General features: G+C 62.7%; 22 protein-coding genes. 19 read left to right on the top strand and 3 right to left on the bottom strand.

Going from position 1 to position 17692, the window contains the following annotated elements; translation table 11 throughout:
• A partial coding sequence (locus VES88_17995) for a response regulator (protein HYN83376.1) occupies window positions 1–1175 on the bottom strand: 1175 nt, incomplete at its 3' end.
• Window positions 1176–1207: 32 nt separating this feature from the next.
• On the opposite strand from VES88_17995, the gene VES88_18000 reads away from it, so the two are divergent.
• From VES88_18000 to ruvA, 4 genes are all read left to right on the top strand, one after another.
• The gene (locus VES88_18000; GenBank protein HYN83377.1) at window positions 1208–1627 is read left to right on the top strand and encodes a hypothetical protein; all 420 of its coding nucleotides are present in this window, start codon (window positions 1208–1210) and stop codon (window positions 1625–1627) included.
• 90 nt (window positions 1628–1717) lie between these two features.
• On the top strand, window positions 1718–2455 hold the full coding sequence (locus VES88_18005; protein ID HYN83378.1) for a YebC/PmpR family DNA-binding transcriptional regulator: 738 nt from the start codon (window positions 1718–1720) through the stop codon (window positions 2453–2455).
• A 7-nt stretch (window positions 2456–2462) separates the two neighbouring features.
• On the top strand, window positions 2463–2981 hold the full coding sequence (gene ruvC / locus VES88_18010; GenBank protein ID HYN83379.1) for a crossover junction endodeoxyribonuclease RuvC: 519 nt from the start codon (window positions 2463–2465) through the stop codon (window positions 2979–2981).
• Window positions 2978–3580 (top strand): Holliday junction branch migration protein RuvA, encoded by a 603-nt coding sequence (ruvA, locus tag VES88_18015; GenBank protein HYN83380.1) that lies wholly within the window; start codon window positions 2978–2980, stop codon window positions 3578–3580. Before ruvC ends, ruvA begins: the two co-directional genes overlap by 4 nt.
• Before the next feature lie 22 nt (window positions 3581–3602).
• Here the strand turns inward: ruvA and VES88_18020 are convergent, their stop codons facing one another.
• Both VES88_18020 and vapB read right to left on the bottom strand, forming a co-directional pair.
• Complete coding sequence (locus VES88_18020) at window positions 3603–4052, bottom strand: type II toxin-antitoxin system VapC family toxin (protein HYN83381.1); 450 nt, start codon at window positions 4050–4052, stop codon at window positions 3603–3605.
• Complete coding sequence (gene vapB / locus VES88_18025; protein HYN83382.1) at window positions 3988–4236, bottom strand: type II toxin-antitoxin system VapB family antitoxin; 249 nt, start codon at window positions 4234–4236, stop codon at window positions 3988–3990. Before vapB ends, VES88_18020 begins: the two co-directional genes overlap by 65 nt.
• A gap of 224 nt (window positions 4237–4460) precedes the next feature.
• Between vapB and VES88_18030 the strand changes: the two genes are divergently transcribed.
• The 15 genes from VES88_18030 to tsaD all read left to right on the top strand — a co-directional run bounded on the left by VES88_18030 (window position 4461) and on the right by tsaD (window position 17689).
• The gene (locus tag VES88_18030) at window positions 4461–5621 is read left to right on the top strand and encodes an aminotransferase class I/II-fold pyridoxal phosphate-dependent enzyme (GenBank protein ID HYN83383.1); all 1161 of its coding nucleotides are present in this window, start codon (window positions 4461–4463) and stop codon (window positions 5619–5621) included.
• Window positions 5622–5762: 141 nt separating this feature from the next.
• Entirely contained in the window at window positions 5763–6785 is a 1023-nt protein-coding gene (ruvB, locus tag VES88_18035) for a Holliday junction branch migration DNA helicase RuvB (GenBank protein ID HYN83384.1), read from the top strand.
• A gap of 616 nt (window positions 6786–7401) precedes the next feature.
• Entirely contained in the window at window positions 7402–8439 is a 1038-nt protein-coding gene (gene queA / locus VES88_18040) for a tRNA preQ1(34) S-adenosylmethionine ribosyltransferase-isomerase QueA (GenBank protein HYN83385.1), read from the top strand.
• A gap of 2 nt (window positions 8440–8441) precedes the next feature.
• On the top strand, window positions 8442–9617 hold the full coding sequence (tgt, locus tag VES88_18045; GenBank protein HYN83386.1) for a tRNA guanosine(34) transglycosylase Tgt: 1176 nt from the start codon (window positions 8442–8444) through the stop codon (window positions 9615–9617).
• Window positions 9614–9982, top strand: a complete 369-nt coding sequence (yajC, locus tag VES88_18050) for a preprotein translocase subunit YajC (GenBank protein HYN83387.1) — start codon at window positions 9614–9616, stop codon at window positions 9980–9982. The genes tgt and yajC overlap by 4 nt, the downstream gene beginning before the upstream one ends.
• On the top strand, window positions 9979–10533 hold the full coding sequence (gene def, locus VES88_18055; GenBank protein HYN83388.1) for a peptide deformylase: 555 nt from the start codon (window positions 9979–9981) through the stop codon (window positions 10531–10533). The genes yajC and def overlap by 4 nt, the downstream gene beginning before the upstream one ends.
• Window positions 10534–11466 carry a methionyl-tRNA formyltransferase gene (gene fmt, locus VES88_18060; GenBank protein HYN83389.1) on the top strand — a complete coding sequence of 311 codons (933 nt, stop codon included), beginning with the start codon at window positions 10534–10536 and terminating at the stop codon, window positions 11464–11466. It begins immediately after the preceding gene.
• 74 nt (window positions 11467–11540) lie between these two features.
• Window positions 11541–12269, top strand: a complete 729-nt coding sequence (locus tag VES88_18065; GenBank protein ID HYN83390.1) for a thiamine phosphate synthase — start codon at window positions 11541–11543, stop codon at window positions 12267–12269.
• 4 nt (window positions 12270–12273) lie between these two features.
• Window positions 12274–12426 carry a sulfur carrier protein ThiS gene (thiS, locus tag VES88_18070; protein ID HYN83391.1) on the top strand — a complete coding sequence of 51 codons (153 nt, stop codon included), beginning with the start codon at window positions 12274–12276 and terminating at the stop codon, window positions 12424–12426.
• A 41-nt stretch (window positions 12427–12467) separates the two neighbouring features.
• The gene (locus VES88_18075; protein HYN83392.1) at window positions 12468–13277 is read left to right on the top strand and encodes a thiazole synthase; all 810 of its coding nucleotides are present in this window, start codon (window positions 12468–12470) and stop codon (window positions 13275–13277) included.
• On the top strand, window positions 13274–14653 hold the full coding sequence (locus VES88_18080) for a transcription antitermination factor NusB (protein HYN83393.1): 1380 nt from the start codon (window positions 13274–13276) through the stop codon (window positions 14651–14653). Before VES88_18075 ends, VES88_18080 begins: the two co-directional genes overlap by 4 nt.
• Complete coding sequence (locus tag VES88_18085; protein HYN83394.1) at window positions 14654–15427, top strand: PASTA domain-containing protein; 774 nt, start codon at window positions 14654–14656, stop codon at window positions 15425–15427.
• The gene (gene rpe, locus VES88_18090; GenBank protein ID HYN83395.1) at window positions 15424–16089 is read left to right on the top strand and encodes a ribulose-phosphate 3-epimerase; all 666 of its coding nucleotides are present in this window, start codon (window positions 15424–15426) and stop codon (window positions 16087–16089) included. The genes VES88_18085 and rpe overlap by 4 nt, the downstream gene beginning before the upstream one ends.
• Window positions 16086–16652: a TlpA disulfide reductase family protein gene (locus tag VES88_18095; GenBank protein ID HYN83396.1), complete on the top strand. Its 567-nt coding sequence runs from the start codon at window positions 16086–16088 to the stop codon at window positions 16650–16652. Before rpe ends, VES88_18095 begins: the two co-directional genes overlap by 4 nt.
• A complete protein-coding gene (gene tsaD / locus VES88_18100; protein HYN83397.1) occupies window positions 16649–17689 on the top strand; it encodes a tRNA (adenosine(37)-N6)-threonylcarbamoyltransferase complex transferase subunit TsaD in 1041 nt (346 codons plus the stop codon). The genes VES88_18095 and tsaD overlap by 4 nt, the downstream gene beginning before the upstream one ends.
• Window positions 17690–17692: the final 3 nt, after the last annotated feature.

The raw sequence follows: 17692 nt of genomic DNA on the forward strand, positions 1-17692 counted from the left end.
CACTGGCGGGTAATCTGGCGAAGCGCGATCTCGTCGCGGGCGACCTCGTACAAGATCTGCGACTCGCTGCGGCCGTGAGTGCGCAGATCAACGAAGTTGAAGACGAACGCGCTGACTCCTTCGTTGCCGATGGCTGTGCCGAGGTGTCGCTCCAGCTCGTCGGAGTTCGCAGCGGTAGAGATCTTCTGGTAGCGGACCGGTGTCGGCCCGCACAGGTCCACAAGGTGATGCTCGAGGAGCTCGCGCTCATGGGCGTTGAGCGACTCGTCCTCGCGGTCGGAATTCCCCCACCAGTCGGGGAGCCTTGCCGCGATTTCTCCGGGGAAGAGTCCGCTGAACAGCGCATTCCGGGAGTACGGCGTCGCTGTCGGCAGAACGGCGAAATAATGTGTCGTCTCCACGTCGAAATAGGGCGCCAGCAGCGGCTCGAGCACCCGCCACTGGTCGAGCCGAAGACAGTCCACCACAATGAACACCGCGGCACGATCGCGCTGGAGAATCGGAAGCAGAAACTCACTTACGATGTCGATCGAGAGCGGCGGGCGGTTTCCCTCGAGGTTCTTCAGCCAGCCCGGATATTCCGCCTGCATATAGGCGGCGAACTCTCGATGCATGTCGGGATAGAGCCCCCGCAGTGAATCGTACAATCCGGTCTCACCGGCGGCGGCGAGGTCGACGTCCCAGCGCATGAGCTCGTCGAAGCGGTCGATCCAGCCGCGCCAGTCGAGGTTGCGATCACGCTCCAGCTCGATCGCCCGGAAGCGCTCGACGAATCGGCGCGCGATCGCCTGCTGGCGAATGCGCGGCCCGTCGAGAATCTGCGTGATGATGCTCAGCACCTGACGCGGATTGATCGGCTTGACAAGGTAATCGCGGATGTTCGCGCCTATCGCTTCCTTGAGGGTCGCGTCCTCCTCGCTCTTGGTGACCATCACGACCGGAAGATTGGGAGCGAGCTCGCGGACGTCCCGGTAGGCTTCGAGCCCCCGCTTGCCAGGCATCTGCTCGTCGAGGAGCATGATGTCGAACGGGCGGCGCCGGAGCATCTCGACGGCATCGTCGGCGTTGCTGGCCCACTCGACGTCGTAACCCTTGGACCGCAGGAAGATGCGGTGAGACTCGAGGAGCTCGCCTTCGTCGTCCACCCAGAGGATGGATTTGGGGGGTGGTGCCATAGGTTTTGTGAATGTAGCCGGGGGTCTAATGAATGCCTAGATTCGACTCTGTGATAGGACAGCAGCCTCGTTTTGCGCTTGCTACGCCACGTTTTCGCTTTCGCGCGCTGGCTGCGTGCGCCGGCCGCGCATCAATTGGCGGCGACCGTGAGGTGGCGATGGCATGCCTCGTGGCCGGCCGCCTCGCCGCAGCGCTCCTTCCGCCCTACACAATTGGCGCCGCCGACCTTAAGGCGCGATCGACTGGCGCAAAGCATTGGCTCGCCTCGCTTTCGCTTCCCGCTCCCATCAGATCGGCGCTAACACATCTTGCTGACGCGGTAGCTGCTGGAAACCGTAAGACGGCAGCTACCGCGCTCACGCAACTCGTCTCCGTGGCGCAGCGCAGCATCGACGACGCGTCGGCCGCGGAGCTCGCAGCTGTCGTGGCTAACCTCGAGGCTGAGACCTGAGCCTCTGGCTCCTCGCACCAGTGCTTTTCTCCGTTGACTTTGTCTCCCCTCCCTGCCGGTATATTTAGAAAAACGAGAGCGATATAGGCGATGGCCGGTCATAGCAAATGGAAGCAGATCAAGCATTACAAGGCGGCGACCGACGCCAAGCGCGGAGCGCAGTTCACAAAGCTCATCCGCGAGATCACCATGGCCGCCAAGCTCGGCGGCGGCGATCCGGCCGGCAACCCGCGGCTTCGCACCGCGATTGAAGCAGCCCGCGCCGCGTCGATGCCGAAGGAAAACATCGAGCGCGCAATCAAGAAGGGCACGGGCGAGCTCGAGGGCGTCGAATACGTCGACATCACCTACGAGGGCTACGGCCCGGGCGGTGTAGCGATCCTCATTTTCGCGCTCACCGACAACGCCAATCGCACCGTCGCGGAGGTGCGGCACAAGCTCTCGCGATTCGGAGGCAACCTCGGCGCAGCGAACTCGGTGTCGTGGATGTTCGAGCGGAAGGGGCAGATCTACCTCGACGCCGCGCGATACGGCGAGGACGCTACCCTCGAGGCTGCGCTCGACTCCGGCGCGCAGGATTTCAGCGCCGAGGGTGAGCAGTACGTCGTGACGACCGAGCCGACCGACATGCAGCGTGTCAGGGCCGCCCTCGACGAAAAGGGATTCTTTCCGACCGAATCGGAGATCGCGTCAGTCCCGAAGAACCTCGTCCACGTCGAAGGAAAAACAGCTGAGTCGCTCGTGAAGCTCCTGGAGGAGCTCGAGGACCTGGACGACGTTCAGAAAGTCGCGGCGAACTGCGACCTGGAGCTGGAAGAGGCGAAGTGACCGCCTCATGATCGTGCTCGGCATAGACCCAGGCACTGCGGTCACCGGGTACGGCGTCGTAAAAGGCGAGCCTTCAATTGCGCCGCACTTGCTGGAGTGCGGCGTCATTCGCACGCGAGCCCGCGACACGTTGCCCCGGCGACTCCACGAGATTCACGCCGGCATTCGCGAGCTGATCGAGAGGCACCGTCCCGATTGCCTTGCGATCGAAGATGTCTTTTACGCCCGAAACGTTCGCACGACCATCGTGCTCGGCCACGCGCGCGGTGTGATTCTGCTCGCGGCTGAGGAGGCACGCATCGAGATCTGCGAGTATCCTCCCGCTGAGATCAAGAAGGCGATCGTCGGAACCGGCGGCGCCACGAAGCAGCAGGTGCAATTCATGGTATCGCGGCTGCTCCGTCTGAAAACCGCGCCTGAGCCGCCCGATGCCGCGGACGGAGTTGCCGCTGCACTGACGCGAGTAATGGCTTCGCCGCTGCCGAGGATCGCGGATGAGATGGCGCTGCTGGCAGGGCGACGATGATCGTTCATCTCGACGGTATGCTCGTAACGAAGGACATCGACCGCGTCGAGATCATGACGGACGGCGGCGTGGGCTACGAGCTGCAGATACCGCTCGGAGCTTTCGAGGCGCTGCCGCGCCAGGGCGAGCCGATCTCCCTGCACACATGGCTCGTCGTGAAAGAGGATTCGTGGCAGCTCTTCGGATTCTCGTCGCTGTACGAGCGGCGCCTGTTTCAGAAGCTGCTGACGGCCAACGGAGTTGGCCCGTCACTGGCGCTCGGCATGCTTTCGGCGTTCTCGGCGGAGAGGCTCGTGCGCGCGATCATGGAGAAGGACATTCCCACTCTTCAGCGCGTGCCTCGCGTCGGGCGCAAGAAAGCCGAGCGGCTGGTACTCGATCTTGCCGACAAGCTCGATTCGATCGGCAGTGATGGCGAGGCGGGAATGGGACGTCGAGCGGGCGGCGTGTCGGAGGATGCCCTTCGCGCGCTGGTATCCCTTGGCTACAGCACGAACGAGGCGGAAAAAGCTGTTAGAACCGCGCTTGATGCGGGCGGAGGAGGATTGTCGGCGGCCGAGTTGATACGATCTGCTTTGGGGAAGCTCGCGGACAAGTAAGGAATTCCACCAGGACTGCTGACTAGTCGAGCCAATCCTCCACGGCGAGACCGGGCACGCGCCTGAACTCGCGCGTGTTGTGTGTGACCAGAGTAGCGCCCTCAGATAGCGCGTGACCTGCGATCAGCATGTCGAAGCGGCCTATCGCCCGGCCGGTTCGTTCCAGCGACGTGCGGACGAATCCGTAGGAGATTGCCGCGCTGGTCCCAAAATTCAGGACCCACAGAACTTCGAGAAGTGACTGCATCCGACGCAGCTCTTGTTCTGGCCGGCCGCTGCGCGCGGCGCCGTGATAGAGTTCGGCCGCAGTAATCGATGAAATACCGATTTCGTCGGCGGAGAGCTTCTGTAGCCGCGATAGTACTCCAGGCAATCGATTTCTGATGATCGAGATGCAGGTACTGGTCTCAATCAGATACACCGAAATACTCTTTGATCTCGGGGCGCATCGGTTCGAGGATGTCTGGAGCACGATCGGGGAAATTCGGAGATGATCCCATGAGGGCAATCAGCCGCTCGATGCGATCGTCAACCGGCGTAAGAATGACTCGGTTGCCTTCTTTTCGTGCGTACACGTGCGTACCCTTGAAACGAAATTCCTTGGGGAGCCTTACCGCCTGGCTGCGCCCATTCATGAACAACGACGCCTTCTTCAACCCACTTTCTGGTTGGGACCCTTGCGATGTATCGCGTCCCTTCCCTGCCGGTCGCTTCGAGCGACCGGCAGGTGTAACGGCGATTCGTTTCCTGCGCGCCTTCCTGTCCATCCCGCCCTGCCAGCCGTTGGTATATATCACAATATAGATGGTCGAACGCCGCAAAGCAAGTTCCTTGATGGTAATCGGCGGGGTATCTTCTCCGTGATCATTTCAAGGTCAGCATGATCACAACAGCATTACGCGCCTCGACATTCCAGGAATCCGTCATCCGTGAGATGACGCGCGTCGCCAACCAGCACGGGGCGATCAACCTCGCCCAGGGATTCCCCGATTTCCCAATGCCGCAGCCGATGAAGGACGCAGCCTGCGCGGCGATCCAGGGTGACATCAACCAGTACGCGATAACGTGGGGAACTCCGGCGCTCAGACTCGCAATCGCCGCGAAATATCGGAAATGGTACGGGATGGAGATCGATCCCGAGCGAGAGATCACCGTGACCTGCGGTGCGACGGAAGCGATGGCAGCCGTGTTCCTGGCGCTGGTGGACCCCGGCGAAGAGGTGATTGTCTTCGAGCCGTTCTACGAGAACTATGGGCCCGACGCGATTCTTGCCGGCGCGACACCCGTGTTCGTTCCGCTCGAGGGACTGGACTGGAAGCTCGATCCCGAGAAGCTGCGCGCCGCGTTCTCCGACCGTACTCGTGCGATCGTCGTCAACACTCCGCACAATCCGACCGGCCGCGTCTTCACGCGCGAAGAGATCTCATTGATCGCGGAGCTCTGCATCAAACACGATGCTATCGCGATAACGGACGAGATCTACGAACACATCCGCTACGCCGGCAGCCATCATGTTCTTGCGACATGGCCGGGAATGCGCGAGCGCACGGTGACGATCTCGGGACTCTCGAAAACTTTCAGCTGCACCGGCTGGCGGCTCGGCTACGCGATCGCGCCCTTCGAATTCACGTCGCCGATTCGAAAGGTGCACGACTTTCTGACCGTCGGCGCTCCGGCTCCGCTGCAGGCCGCGGGAGCAGTCGGCATGGCTTTCGACGCCGATTACTACAATCATATCGCTCTCGACTACCGCGCGCGCCGCGACACGATGGTGGCGGCGCTGCAGGAAGGCGGATTCAAGTTTTCGGCGCCCGAGGGTGCCTACTATATCCTCGCCGACTTCTCGGAGCTGAGCGATCTCCGCGGAGTGGCATTCGCGCTCTGGCTCGCGAAAGAGGTGGGCGTCGCGACCGTTCCGGGCACGAGCTTCTGCCACGAGCCGGCGATGGGGGAGACCGTCACGCGCTTCGCGTTCTGTAAAAAGCCGGAGACTCTGGAGCGTGCCGCCGAGCGGCTGGCGACACTTGCTGCCAGAGTCTAGGAGGACAAGGCAGGCCATCAACGAAAAGGGGCCGACACTCGCATGTTGCGATAGCCGGCCTTTTTACTGGTTTTCGGTCTCTCTTCGGCCTACATTGGAGAGTCCATGGAACCTCTCCGGTTGCCCGATGAGTGACCACCAATGACCAGGGCGGAGATCACCACTCCGGAAATTCTGGCCGACGAATCCGTCGTCGAGCTTTCGCTGCGCCCCCAGCGACTGGCCGAGTTTATCGGGCAGCCAAAGGTGAAGGACAGCATGCGGATCTACATCGACGCCGCTCTCCTTCGCCGCGAGCCGCTCGATCACACCCTTTTCTTCGGGCCCGCCGGACTCGGCAAAACGACTCTGGCCGAGCTGATCGCGCGAGAGATGGGTGTCAACGTTCGCGCCACGTCGGGACCCGCGCTGGAAAAGCCCGGCGACCTCGTTGGAACACTCACCAATCTTCGCGAAGGCGACATTCTCTTTATCGATGAGATCCACCGGCTGCGTCCGATCATCGAGGAATTTCTTTATCCGGCGATGGAGGACTACAAGATCGACATCCGGCTTAGCGAAGGGCCCAAGGCGCAGACTATAACGATGGGGATCGAGAAGTTCACCCTCGTCGGCGCGACAACGCGACTCGGATTGCTCACTCCCCCGATGCGCGCGCGTTTCGGGATCGAGCAGCGATTGAATTTCTATCCGGCAAGCGACCTCGAGATGATCGTGCGCCGCACCGCGGATGTGCTGAAGGTTTCCGTTGACAAGGGCGGAATGGAGGAGATAGCCTGCCGCTCACGTGGAACGCCGCGCGTGGCAAACCGGCTGCTGCGCCGCATTCGCGACTACGCTCAGGTGAAAGCGGGCGGTTTCATCACGCGCGACGTGGCGAAGGAAGCGCTGCAGCTGCTCGACGTCGACCAATTCGGCCTCGACGACATGGACAGCCGGATTCTCAAAACGATCATCGAGAAGTTCGATGGGGGACCCGTCGGCGTTGGGACGATCGCCGCCGCCGTGGGCGAGGACCAGGGGACGATCGAGGAAGTTTACGAGCCGTTCCTCGTACAGAATGGGTTTTTGCAGCGGACCCCGCGCGGGCGAATGGCTACCGCGCAGGCGTACAGGCATTTCGGGTTTGTGCAGCCGGTGGGGCCGCAGCAGACGCTCTTCTAAGAGAGCTTGGCGCTCAACCGAGAAATGCCTCGCTACCCGCTCATCGCTGAGCGCTGTCTGCCGCGCGCTAAAAACAACCGAGAACCTGGATACCCTAGCTCGACAATCTTTCAACGAGACCGTGAAGCATTTTTCTCACGTCGACTAATTCGCTCAGTAACGAAAGAAAATCGTTCTGCGAAATCACTCCAAAGTCCTGCGCCATAATCATGTGCGCTTCAAGCTCGGACGCCGACGCGAGCGAGTACCGCAAGAAACGAATGAACTCGCGCTCTGAAGCCTGGCTTCTACCTTCCACAATGTTCGCCGGAATTGACATCGCTGCGCGAATCATTTGACTCCGCAGAGACGAGTACTGCGATCCGCGAATCCGGCCAGCAACGTGATGCGCGTGAATAGCGAGCGCGCGAGCATGCTTCCAAACGCGCAGCTTTTTGAAGTCGGCCATTCATTAACTCTGAAGCGAGTGGCCACGCCAGCAGCACCGTTTCATTGCGCGTCCGCGCACTTTCCCCGGAGTATTCGCTTTCAGCCCGCAGCGGAAAGCGCTTAGCGACCAGCGGGTAGCGAGGTACTTCTCAGTTGAAGGGCGAGCTGTGCAATTAGTTTCCCGGATATGACTCAAGGCTCTCGCATTTCCGACTACGACTACGCCCTCCCGCCGGATCGTATCGCCCAAACGCCATCAGAAAAGCGAGACGAAAGCCGTCTGATGCTGATCCACCGCCAAGATGGACGAATCGAGCACAAGAGATTCCACGATCTCCCGAGCCTCATCCCGCCAAACGACGGAATCGTTCTCAATACGACGAGAGTCTATCGCGCACGGCTGCTCGGCACCCGCGACTCCGGCGCACCAGCCGAGCTGCTCCTTCTCAAGCCACTCGGCGATGGCAGGTACGAGGCGATGGTGCACCCCGGCGGGAAGCTCAAGCCCGGACGCCGCGTGCACGTGAGCCCCGACCTAGAAGTGGAGATTCTCGAATCGACCGAGCGGCGCACCCGCATCGTTCGGCTCCGCTCCACTCTGCCAGTCGACGACGCTATCGAGCGCTACGGCCACACTCCGTTGCCGCCGTACATCGACCGGCCGGACGAGGCCACCGACGTCGATCGCTACCAGACCGTATACGCCGACGTGACAGGCTCGGTCGCCGCTCCGACCGCCGGCCTGCACTTCACCGATGAGACGCTCGCGGCGCTGGAGCAACGCGGCGTGAGACGGGCCGACGTGCTGCTCCACGTCGGCGCAGGAACGTTCAAGCCCGTCGAGGTCGACGATCCGGCGGAGCACGTCATGCACGAGGAGACCTTCACCCTCCCCGCGCGAGCCGCGGCAACGTTGAACGATGTGCGCCAAAGTGGAGGAAGCATCTGGGCGGTCGGCACTACTTCGGTACGCGTACTGGAGACAGCCGTTCAACTTGATGGGACATTCAAGGAGCGAAGCGGCGAAACTCAGATTTTCATCCGCCCGCCTTACCGCTTTCGCGCTGTCGACCGGCTCATCACGAACTTTCATCTGCCGAGGTCAACGCTCATCATGCTCGTCGCGGCGTTCGCGGGTTACGAGCTGACAATGACCGCTTACCGCGCAGCGATCCAGGACGGGTACCGCTTCTATTCCTACGGCGACGCAATGGCGATCATCTGAGCGTGCCGAGCTTCAGTTTCAGCATCGAGTCCGAGTCGGGCGCAGCGCGGAGCGGAGTTTTCAAGACTCCGCACGGCGACGTGGAGACTCCGGCATTCATGCCGGTGGGCACTCTCGCGACAGTGAAGGCGCTCGATCCGCACGAGCTGAGCGCGATGGGCGCGCAGATGATTCTCGCCAACGCGTATCATCTCCATCTGAGGCCCGGCGACGATCTCGTCAAGGAAATGGGCGGACTCCACCGCTTCATGCATTGGGACGGGCCCATCCTCAGCGACTCGGGGGGCTTCCAGGTTTTTTCGCTCGCAACGTTGCGAAAAATCACCGAAGAGGGCGTGGAGTTTCAGAGCCACATCGACGGGTCACGCCGCTTCTTCACTCCCGAAACCATGGTCGGAATTCAAAGAAATCTGGGCGCCGACGTCATCATGCAGCTCGATCACGTGATACCAGGACAATCGGACGAGGCCGCGGCGAAGGATGCGAGTGAGCGCAGCATTCGCTGGGCGGCGCGGTGTCTCGCGGAATTCATCAAATCATCGACCAGCGCGCAGGCTGGCACCGACAGCAGCGGCGGCAGCGACGTCCAGCGGCAGGCATTGCTGCCCATTGTCCAGGGAGGCATCCACGTCGCGCTTCGAAGAGAAGCGGCCGCAGCCCTCGCCACAATGCACGACTGGCACGGATTCGCTATTGGCGGGCTCTCGGTCGGCGAGGAGAAGCCGGCGATGCACGAGATGCTCGACGTCGTCAACGAAGTGCTTCCCCGCACGCGGCCGCGCTACCTCATGGGTGTCGGCTTCCCCGCTGACCTGATCGAGAGCATTCGGCGCGGAGTCGACATGTTCGACTGCGTCGCCCCGACGCGCATGGGACGAAACGGAACCGTCTTCACGAGCACCGGCCGCCTCAACATCAAGCGGGCCGAGTACCGGAACGACGCCCTGCCGCTCGACGAGAGCTGCGAGTGTGTCGCCTGCAGTCGCTTCAGCCGCGCGTACATTCGGCATCTCTTCGTGAGCGACGAGATACTCGGCATCCGCCTGCTCTCTCTGCACAATGTACATTTCCTGCTCTCACTGGCCCGCGCCGCGAGGCGCGAGATTGCCGCCGGTAATCTGGACGCGTGGAGCCGCGACTGGCTCTCCCGTTACAACTCGAAGGCACCCGCCCTATGACAATCACTTTCGCCACACTGGCTCTGCTTCAGTCCCCCGGAAGCGGCATGCTCGGCCCCATTTTCATGTATGGCGCAATCTTCGCCATCTTCTACTTCATTCTCATTCGCCCCCAGTCGAAGCAGCGGAAAGAGCATGACGCTCTCATTCGCGCTGTAAAGAAAGGTGACGAGGTCGTGACCGCCGGTGGAGTGATCGGTGAGATCATTCACATCAGGGAAACGCCGAAAGCCGATGGCGGCTCGACAGCGCCTTCGCTCGAGGATCGCATCACCATCAAGTCGGGGGAGTCGCGACTGCTGATCGAGCGCGGCAAGATCGCGCGCATCATCAAGCGTGAGACTCAGCCTGCAGCCGAGGGGTGAGCATCCTCGACATCCGCGTGCTCGGCGACCCCGCACTCAGGAAGGAGACGGAGGTTGTCGAGAGAGTGACCGATGAAGTTCGCGCGCTCATCAATGACATGTTCGACACGATGTACGCCGCCGAGGGTATAGGGCTCGCGGCCCCGCAGGTGGGGCGCAGCGAGCGTGTGACGGTAATGGACGTCGAGGGAGCGAAGTACGCGTTGATCAACCCGGAGATCACCTCGCGCCAGGGGAACGTCCGCGGAGAAGAAGGCTGCCTCTCTATCCCTGAATTGTTCGGGGAAGTCGAGCGAGCCAGCGTCGTCACGGTGACTGCGCTGAACGAGAACGGCGAAGACATCGAAGTCGTCGGGACCGAATTGCTCGCGCGGTGCCTCCAGCACGAGATCGATCACCTGCACGGAAAGCTTTTCCTGGATTACCTGAGCGTTCTCAAGCGGCGAGCCGCGCTCGCCAAATGGGACGGCATCAAGGCACAGTATCCGGGCTACATCCGGAGGGTGATCCTCGAGAAACGCACGCCTCACCACAGCGAAGGCGAGCTGTAGATGCGTGTCCTCTTCTGGGGGACGCCCGAGTTTGCGGCAGCGCCATTGCGCGCGCTCATCGGCGAAGGGTTCGACGTGGCAGGCGTTGTCACTCAGCCTGATAAGCCCCAGGGGCGAGCTCGAGTGGAGACACCCCCGCCCGTCAAGCAGATCGCGGTGGAGGAAAGAATTCCATGCTTCCAGCCGGCGACGCTGCGTGGCGCGGAATTCACGGAAATGCTCGCTGTGATGCAGCCCGACATCTCGATCGTCGTCGCCTACGGCAACATCCTGCCGAAGAAGCTCATCGATCTGCCGGAGCTCGGAACGTTGAACATCCATGCATCGCTCCTCCCCGCGCTCCGCGGAGCGGCGCCCATTCAGGCGGCGATCAGACAGGGATTGACCGAGACCGGCGTCTCCATCATGCGAATGGTTCCGGCATTGGACGCGGGCCCCGTGATACTGCAGGCGCCGACGCCGATACCTGACGACGAGACATACGGCGAGCTGCAGCTCCGACTGTCGGAGCTCGGCGCCCTCACTCTTGTCGAAGCACTCACGCTGATATCATTGGGACAGGCATCCGAGACGGAGCAGGACGAGTCGCGCGTCTCATACGCGCCCAAGGTCACGCGCGATGATGCTCGAATCGACTGGCGACTCGACGCAGCCGAAGTATCTCGCCTCATTCGCGCCTACGATCCGAAACCAGGATCATTCACGACGCGGAATGGAGTGGACGTAAAAGTCTTCGGGCCGCGCGTCGTAAGCGATGCCGGTGAAGCGGCGGCCCCCGGCGAAGTGATCTCCGCAACGCCGGACCTCATCGTCGCGTGCAGCAAGGGAGCGATACGAATCAGTGACGTACAACCTGCGGGAAGGAGCCGTATGATCGCGGCTGACTGGGCACGCGGACGCGGCATTGCACCCGGCGACGTCCTCGGCAGCTGACGACTTCCAGGCCTCCGTCGAGCGCTGGGCCACAGGCCGCAGCGACGCTGCGCGATTTTCCCCGCGTCCATGCGGTGACGAACACAGCCACCGTGAAGCGCACGGAGTTTCTTCAGACCGCGGAGCGAGTGATGCGCGCTTTAGGCGCACGGGGGGCTGTTCATCTCCGCACGTCGAGCACGCCCGGCCGGCGGTTCCACGAGCTGGCGTCGGCACTGGCCGATATTCAGAACACCACCGGCTGCTGGTTGATAGTGAACGACAGAGTGGACATCGCTGCCGCCGTCGGAGCAAAGGGAATTCAGCTCGCATCTCATTCCTTGAGAGTTTCCGAAGCCCGGGCCGTTGCCCCCGACATCCCGGCGGGAATCAGCGTTCACAGCGTCGACGAAGCGGTGGCAGCGCAAGCGTCCGGGGCCGCCTGGTGCGTCGCTGGAAGCGTGTTCGAGACGCCGACGCATCCCGGTCGCTCGGAGGCGCGTGTGCCGTTCATCGAAGAGGTCGCGCGAGCGGTGAGCATTCCCATCATCGCGATCGGAGGCATCCAACCGGAGCACGTTACCGCGCTTCGCCAGGCCGGAGCGTACGGAATCGCCACCATTCGCGGCGTCGACTGGGAGCGGCGGTTGTCCATGCTCGATACCGATCCTTCTCCTGGAAAAACGCGACTTGCAGGCTCGCCTCACAGAACGTCTGAGGAAGCCATCATCCGCTATATTTCGATCTATGATTGGGACTCCGGAAGCGAGCGAGATCATCACGCTGACGGTAAACGGCGCTCCCCGGGATATTCCGCGGAATAGCACAATGGCGGAGCTCCTCGGATCGCTCCGCATCGACCCCCGCCTCGTTGTCGTCGAGCACAACCGGACCATCCTTCGCGATCGCGATACCTATCCGACGCACGGACTTTCACACGGCGACGTAGTGGAGATCGTTCACTTCGTCGGGGGCGGCTGAGATGCGTTGGGGGCGGCTGAGATGCGTTGCGGGCGATTGAGATGAGCGGGTCCACAACAGTCGAGGCGTCTCTCGATCCCTTTCCGCTGACTATTGCGGGCCGCGAGTTCCGCTCGCGACTCATGTTGGGCACCGGAAAGTACGGCTCGAACGCCGAGATGATGGAGGCAATCGAAGCTTCCGGTGCTGAGATCGTAACTGTTGCGGTGAGGCGCGTGGATCTCGATCGCGCGAACGACGAAGGGATCCTCCACCATCTCGACCCCGATCGGTTGTTCCTCCTCGCCAACACCGCCGGCTGCTACTCGGCTGATGAGGCGATTCGCTACGCTCGTCTCGCGCGGGCCGCAGGGTTCAACGAGTGGGTGAAGCTCGAAGTGATCGGCGACCAGGAGACGCTTCTTCCCGATACGGAAGGTCTGCTTGTCGCGACGCGAGCGCTTGCCGCTGAAGGATTCAAGGTGATGGCGTACACGAACGACGATCTGATCACCGCGCTGCGCCTGGAGGAAGCAGGCGCGGTTGCCGTGATGCCGCTGGCGTCGCCAATCGGATCGGGGCTCGGGATGCTGAACCAGTACGCGATTCGCACAATCAAGCGTCGCCTGAGCGTTCCGGTAATCGTCGATGCAGGCGTCGGCACCGCGTCCGACGCATGCATCGTGATGGAGCAGGGCGTGGACGGAATTCTCATGAACACCGGCATCGCCGCGGCGTCCGATCCGGTACGCATGGCAACTGCAATGCGACAGGCAGTCGACGCGGGACGCCTTGCTTATCTGGCCGGCAGGATGCCGAAGCGGGAGATTGCTCTTCCCTCCTCTCCCGTCTCGGGAATGCTCGACCGATGACTCCCGCAACGGGCGGCGGCATGACCGGAAGCGGAGGGGCCACTGCTCAGCTCGCACAGGTCGCCGGAGTGACTCCGGGTCGGATCGCGGCAGCGAAAATCTGCGCGGACATGCGCGGCGGTGAATTGCTCGACGCTGCTTTCGAGCGAAGAACGGGCGGCCTCGATGCCCGCGACAGGCGCTGGCTCCGCGAGCTCGCTTACGGAATGCTTCGCCGGCGCGGTCTGATCGACGCCATTCTCGCAGAGCGCGTGCGGGGCGGCCTCGCGAGGATAGATGCCGATCTGGTCGATCTTTTCCGCCTGGGAGTATACCAGCTGCTGTACATGGGGAGTGTCCCCGCCTACGCCGCAATCGCACAGACAGTCGAGCTCGCGAAGGTGAGACACGGCATCGGCGCGAGCAAGCTGGTGAACGCTGTGTTGCGCAGAGTCGACCGCGAGCGCGACGACCTCGAGCCTGTTCTTCCGTCAGACCCGGCCGAAGCGCTCGCCGTCAAATACTCGCACCCGGCGTGGCTTGTGCGCCGTTGGCTGTCGCGATGGGGAAAGGACGCCACCGAGCTGATGCTGACGCGAAACAATGGCGAAGCCCCGGTAGTTCTTCGCCCGTTTGGAATCGTTCGGGAGCAGCTCGAAGCGATGCTCGAGTCCGCGGACGTTCACGTCGAGGAGGGCGGCGCTCCGCTCGTGCGCGACAGCATTCAGGTTTCGGGTGGAATCACGCTCGGCGATCTCGGCGCGTTCAGGCAGGGGTTGTTCTTCATTCAGGATCCGGCTTCCACGCTCGTCACGTATTACGCCGCCATGCCCGCTGATGCGGTGGTCGCAGATCTCTGCGCGGCGCCGGGAGGAAAGGCACTCGAGCTCTCACGATTCGCTCGTCTCGTCGTAGCAGCCGATCGCTCCCCCACCCGTCTGGTTCGCGTTGTCGCGAATCGCGCGCGTCTGGAAGTGGAGAACATGCACATCATCGCCGCCGATGCTCTCCTCCCTGCGATCCGGCCTGTCGAAGCAGTTCTGGTGGATGCTCCCTGCACGGGCACCGGGACATTCCGCCGGCATCCGGACGCGCGATGGCGACTGCGTATCTCGGACCTCGCGGTGATGGCATCTCGTCAGGCGAGTCTGCTGCACTCCGCGGCGACAGTCGTGGCACCGGGCGGCCTCCTCGTCTACAGTACCTGCTCGCTGGAGCCCGAAGAGAATGAGGAGCAGATCGAGGCCTTTCTTGGGACTCACGAGAACTGGCGGCTCGAGCCTCCGCCTGCGGGAGCGGTTCCCGCGGAGACGCTCGACGGCGGATATCTGCGCGTACTTCCACATCTGCATGGCACGGATGGCGCGTTCGCGGCCCGCCTCCGGAGGGTGGACTAGTTGCAGGGGCGCGCGCTCGGAAGGCGTGCGTTCCCTTATCTGGTTGTCGGCGTCTTCGGGTTTCTGCTGTCCTACATCCTCCTTTTTATCTTTGCGTTTCCATCGGAGGTGCTCCCAGACGACGGCCGTGTGCCGACCGTCATAGGCCTTCCATTCGACGCGGCGGTCGCTTCAATCGAAAAGGCGGGGTTCAGCGCGGTGAAAGGAGAGACTCGATTTCACCGCAGCGTCGCAAAGGACATCATCCTGCAACAGGACCCGCCGGCCGGCAGCCTTCAGAAACGCGGAATCGACATCACGCTCGCGGTAAGCGGCGGGCAGCGGAGTGCGGTTGTCCCCGATGTCGCAGGGCTGAGCCAGCAGCAGGCACGGCTCGCGATTGAGAATGCGGGCTTCCAGTTCGGTTCGGTACGGCAGCAGACCAGCGAGCAGCCACGCGGAGCCGTGGTCGGCAGCGATCCTCCAAGCGGTGACTCGCTCCCGCTCCCCGCGGTTGTGCGAATCACCATCAGCCAGGGACCATCGGCGCTTCAGCTGCCCGATCTCGCCGGGCGCACCGTGGCCGACGCCCGCTCGACCCTCGAGCAGCTCGGGCTTCGCGTAGGCGGAATCTCTCGCGACACCAGCTCGTTCCAGCCCGAGAACACAGTGCTCTCGCAATCGCCGGCTGCCGGCAACCTCGTGGCCGCCGGATCGCGCGTGGACCTGCGTATCTCCCTGTTCCCATCGCCGCCGGTTATCCCGCCTATCGACACCGGTGGCGTGGAGCGATGAGCGCGCGAATTGCGCCTTCGATTCTTACCGCCGATTTCGGCCGCCTGTCCGAAGAGATCGCGATGCTGGTCGCGGGCGGAGCGGACATGATCCATCTCGACGTGATGGATGGGCGCTTCGTCCCGAACATCACCTTCGGCGAAAAGATGATCGCGACCGTGCGCGCCCTAACGTCGCTTCCGCTCGACGTGCACATGATGGTTGAAGAGCCCGAGCGCTACTTCGAGTCCTTTGCGGGCGCGGGAGCTACCGGGATGACGATCCATGTCGAGGCGGCTCCGCACCTTCAGCGGCAGCTTGCGCAAATTCGGGAGCTGGCATGCGCCGCCGGCGCGGCAGTGAACCCGGGAACTTCGCTTGCATCCGTCCGCGAGGTCCTCGCCGATCTCGATCTTCTTTTGATCATGACGGTCAATCCCGGCTTCGGGGGCCAGGAATTCATTGCTTCGTCGCCCGACAAGGTCGCGCGGGCGCGCCAGCTTCTGAGCGACGGACGAAGCCGCGCCGCGCTTGAAGTCGATGGAGGAATCGGGCGCGAGAATATTGCTCCGGTCTGGCGCGCGGGCGCCGACACGTTCGTTGCAGGCAATTCGATCTTCGGCGCGGCCGATCCGCAGGCGGAGATCGGTGCGCTCCGCAACATCTGCTCGGTGACGGTATGATGGACCGACCGCGCATTGCGATTGTGCTCGGCGTGATCGGACTCGTCGGCGCCGTCTTCATGGCGGGCAAGAGCTACCTCGGTAACGAGCTGTCCCCGCTGGGCGTCGGTGACGAGGCGCCGAACTTCAAGGCTGCGACGCTCGACTCGGTCGCGCGCGAGAAAACGCTGGCGGAGTACAAGGGCAACGTCGTCATGATCAACATCTGGGCGACCTGGTGCAAGCCATGCGTCGTGGAGATGCCGAGCATCGAGCAGCTCCACCAGGCGTATGCCCCTCGTGGGTTGAAGGTCATCGCCGTCAGCGTCGACGACCCCGGAACCGACGAGCAGATCCGAGCTTTCGTGAAGCGGTACGGCCTCACGTTCGAGATACTCCACGATCAGGGAGGTCAGGCAGGCCCGGTCAGCAAGCTCTACGATGCCACCCGTTATCCCGAGACAGTCATCATCGGCCGCGACGGAATCATCCGCAAGAAATTCAGCGGAGCGACGGATTGGAATTCGCCCGTGAACCGCGCGCTGATCGAGCGGCTTCTCGAGGAAAAGACGACAACAGATTGACGCGCATCCTCGGAATTGAGACGTCGTGCGACGAGACCTCGGCGGCGCTGCTCGAGGGAAGCGGCGACGACGTGTCGCAACGCTCGCTCGTCATTCTCTCGCAGGACGTCCATCGGGTATTCGGCGGCGTTGTCCCGGAGATCGCGTCCCGCGCGCACCTTACCAGCATCGTCCCTGTGGTTTCCCGGGCGCTGGAGGATGCGGGAGCCACCATTGACCAGGTCGACGCTATTGCGGTGACCCACACGCCCGGGCTCATCGGTGCTCTTCTCGTTGGCGTCTGCTACGCGAAAGCGCTCGCGTTTGCGCGTGGAATTCCGGTCATCCCCATCCATCATATGGAGGGACACCTTTTCGCGACGTCACTCGAGCATCGGGATGCGATCCCGCCGTTCACGGCGCTTCTCGTTTCCGGCGGTCACACAATGCTTCTCGACGTCGAAGAGTGGGGACTCTATCGGCTACTCGGCGCAACCCGCGACGACGCCGCGGGTGAGGCGTTCGACAAGGTTGCGAAGCTGCTCGGCCTGCCCTATCCCGGCGGCAGGCACATCGAGGCGCTCGCCCGCGAGGGAGACCCGGCGCGATTTCGCTTCACAAGGCCGATGGTGCGCCGTAACGATGCACCGACGGACGCCGACTATTACGCGTTCTCGTTCAGTGGACTCAAGACAGCGGTGCTCAACGCGGTGAAAAGCACCGGCGGAGAGGAGATCGATCGCAAGCACATCGCGCGCGGATTCCAGGACGCGCTGATCGACACCCTGGTCGAGAAAACTTTTCGCGCGGCGAGCGAGTTCGGCAGGCAGCGAATCGTCCTCGGCGGCGGTGTCGCGTGCAACTCGGCGCTGGTGGAGGCAATGCGCAAGCGGGTCGAGGAGATTGGCGCCGAGGTTTTCGCCCCGTCGGCGCGTCTCGCTACCGATAACGCAGCGATGATCGCGCGCGCGGGTTTTCATCACTACTATCGAGGTGAGCGCGGATCGCTTGATTTGAACGCCTTCGCGAGTCGCCCGCTTCCCGGACTGATCGCCTAACCA

It is taken from the genome of Gemmatimonadaceae bacterium (genome assembly GCA_035633115.1).
In the GTDB taxonomy this organism is placed as follows: Bacteria; Gemmatimonadota; Gemmatimonadetes; order Gemmatimonadales; family Gemmatimonadaceae; genus UBA4720.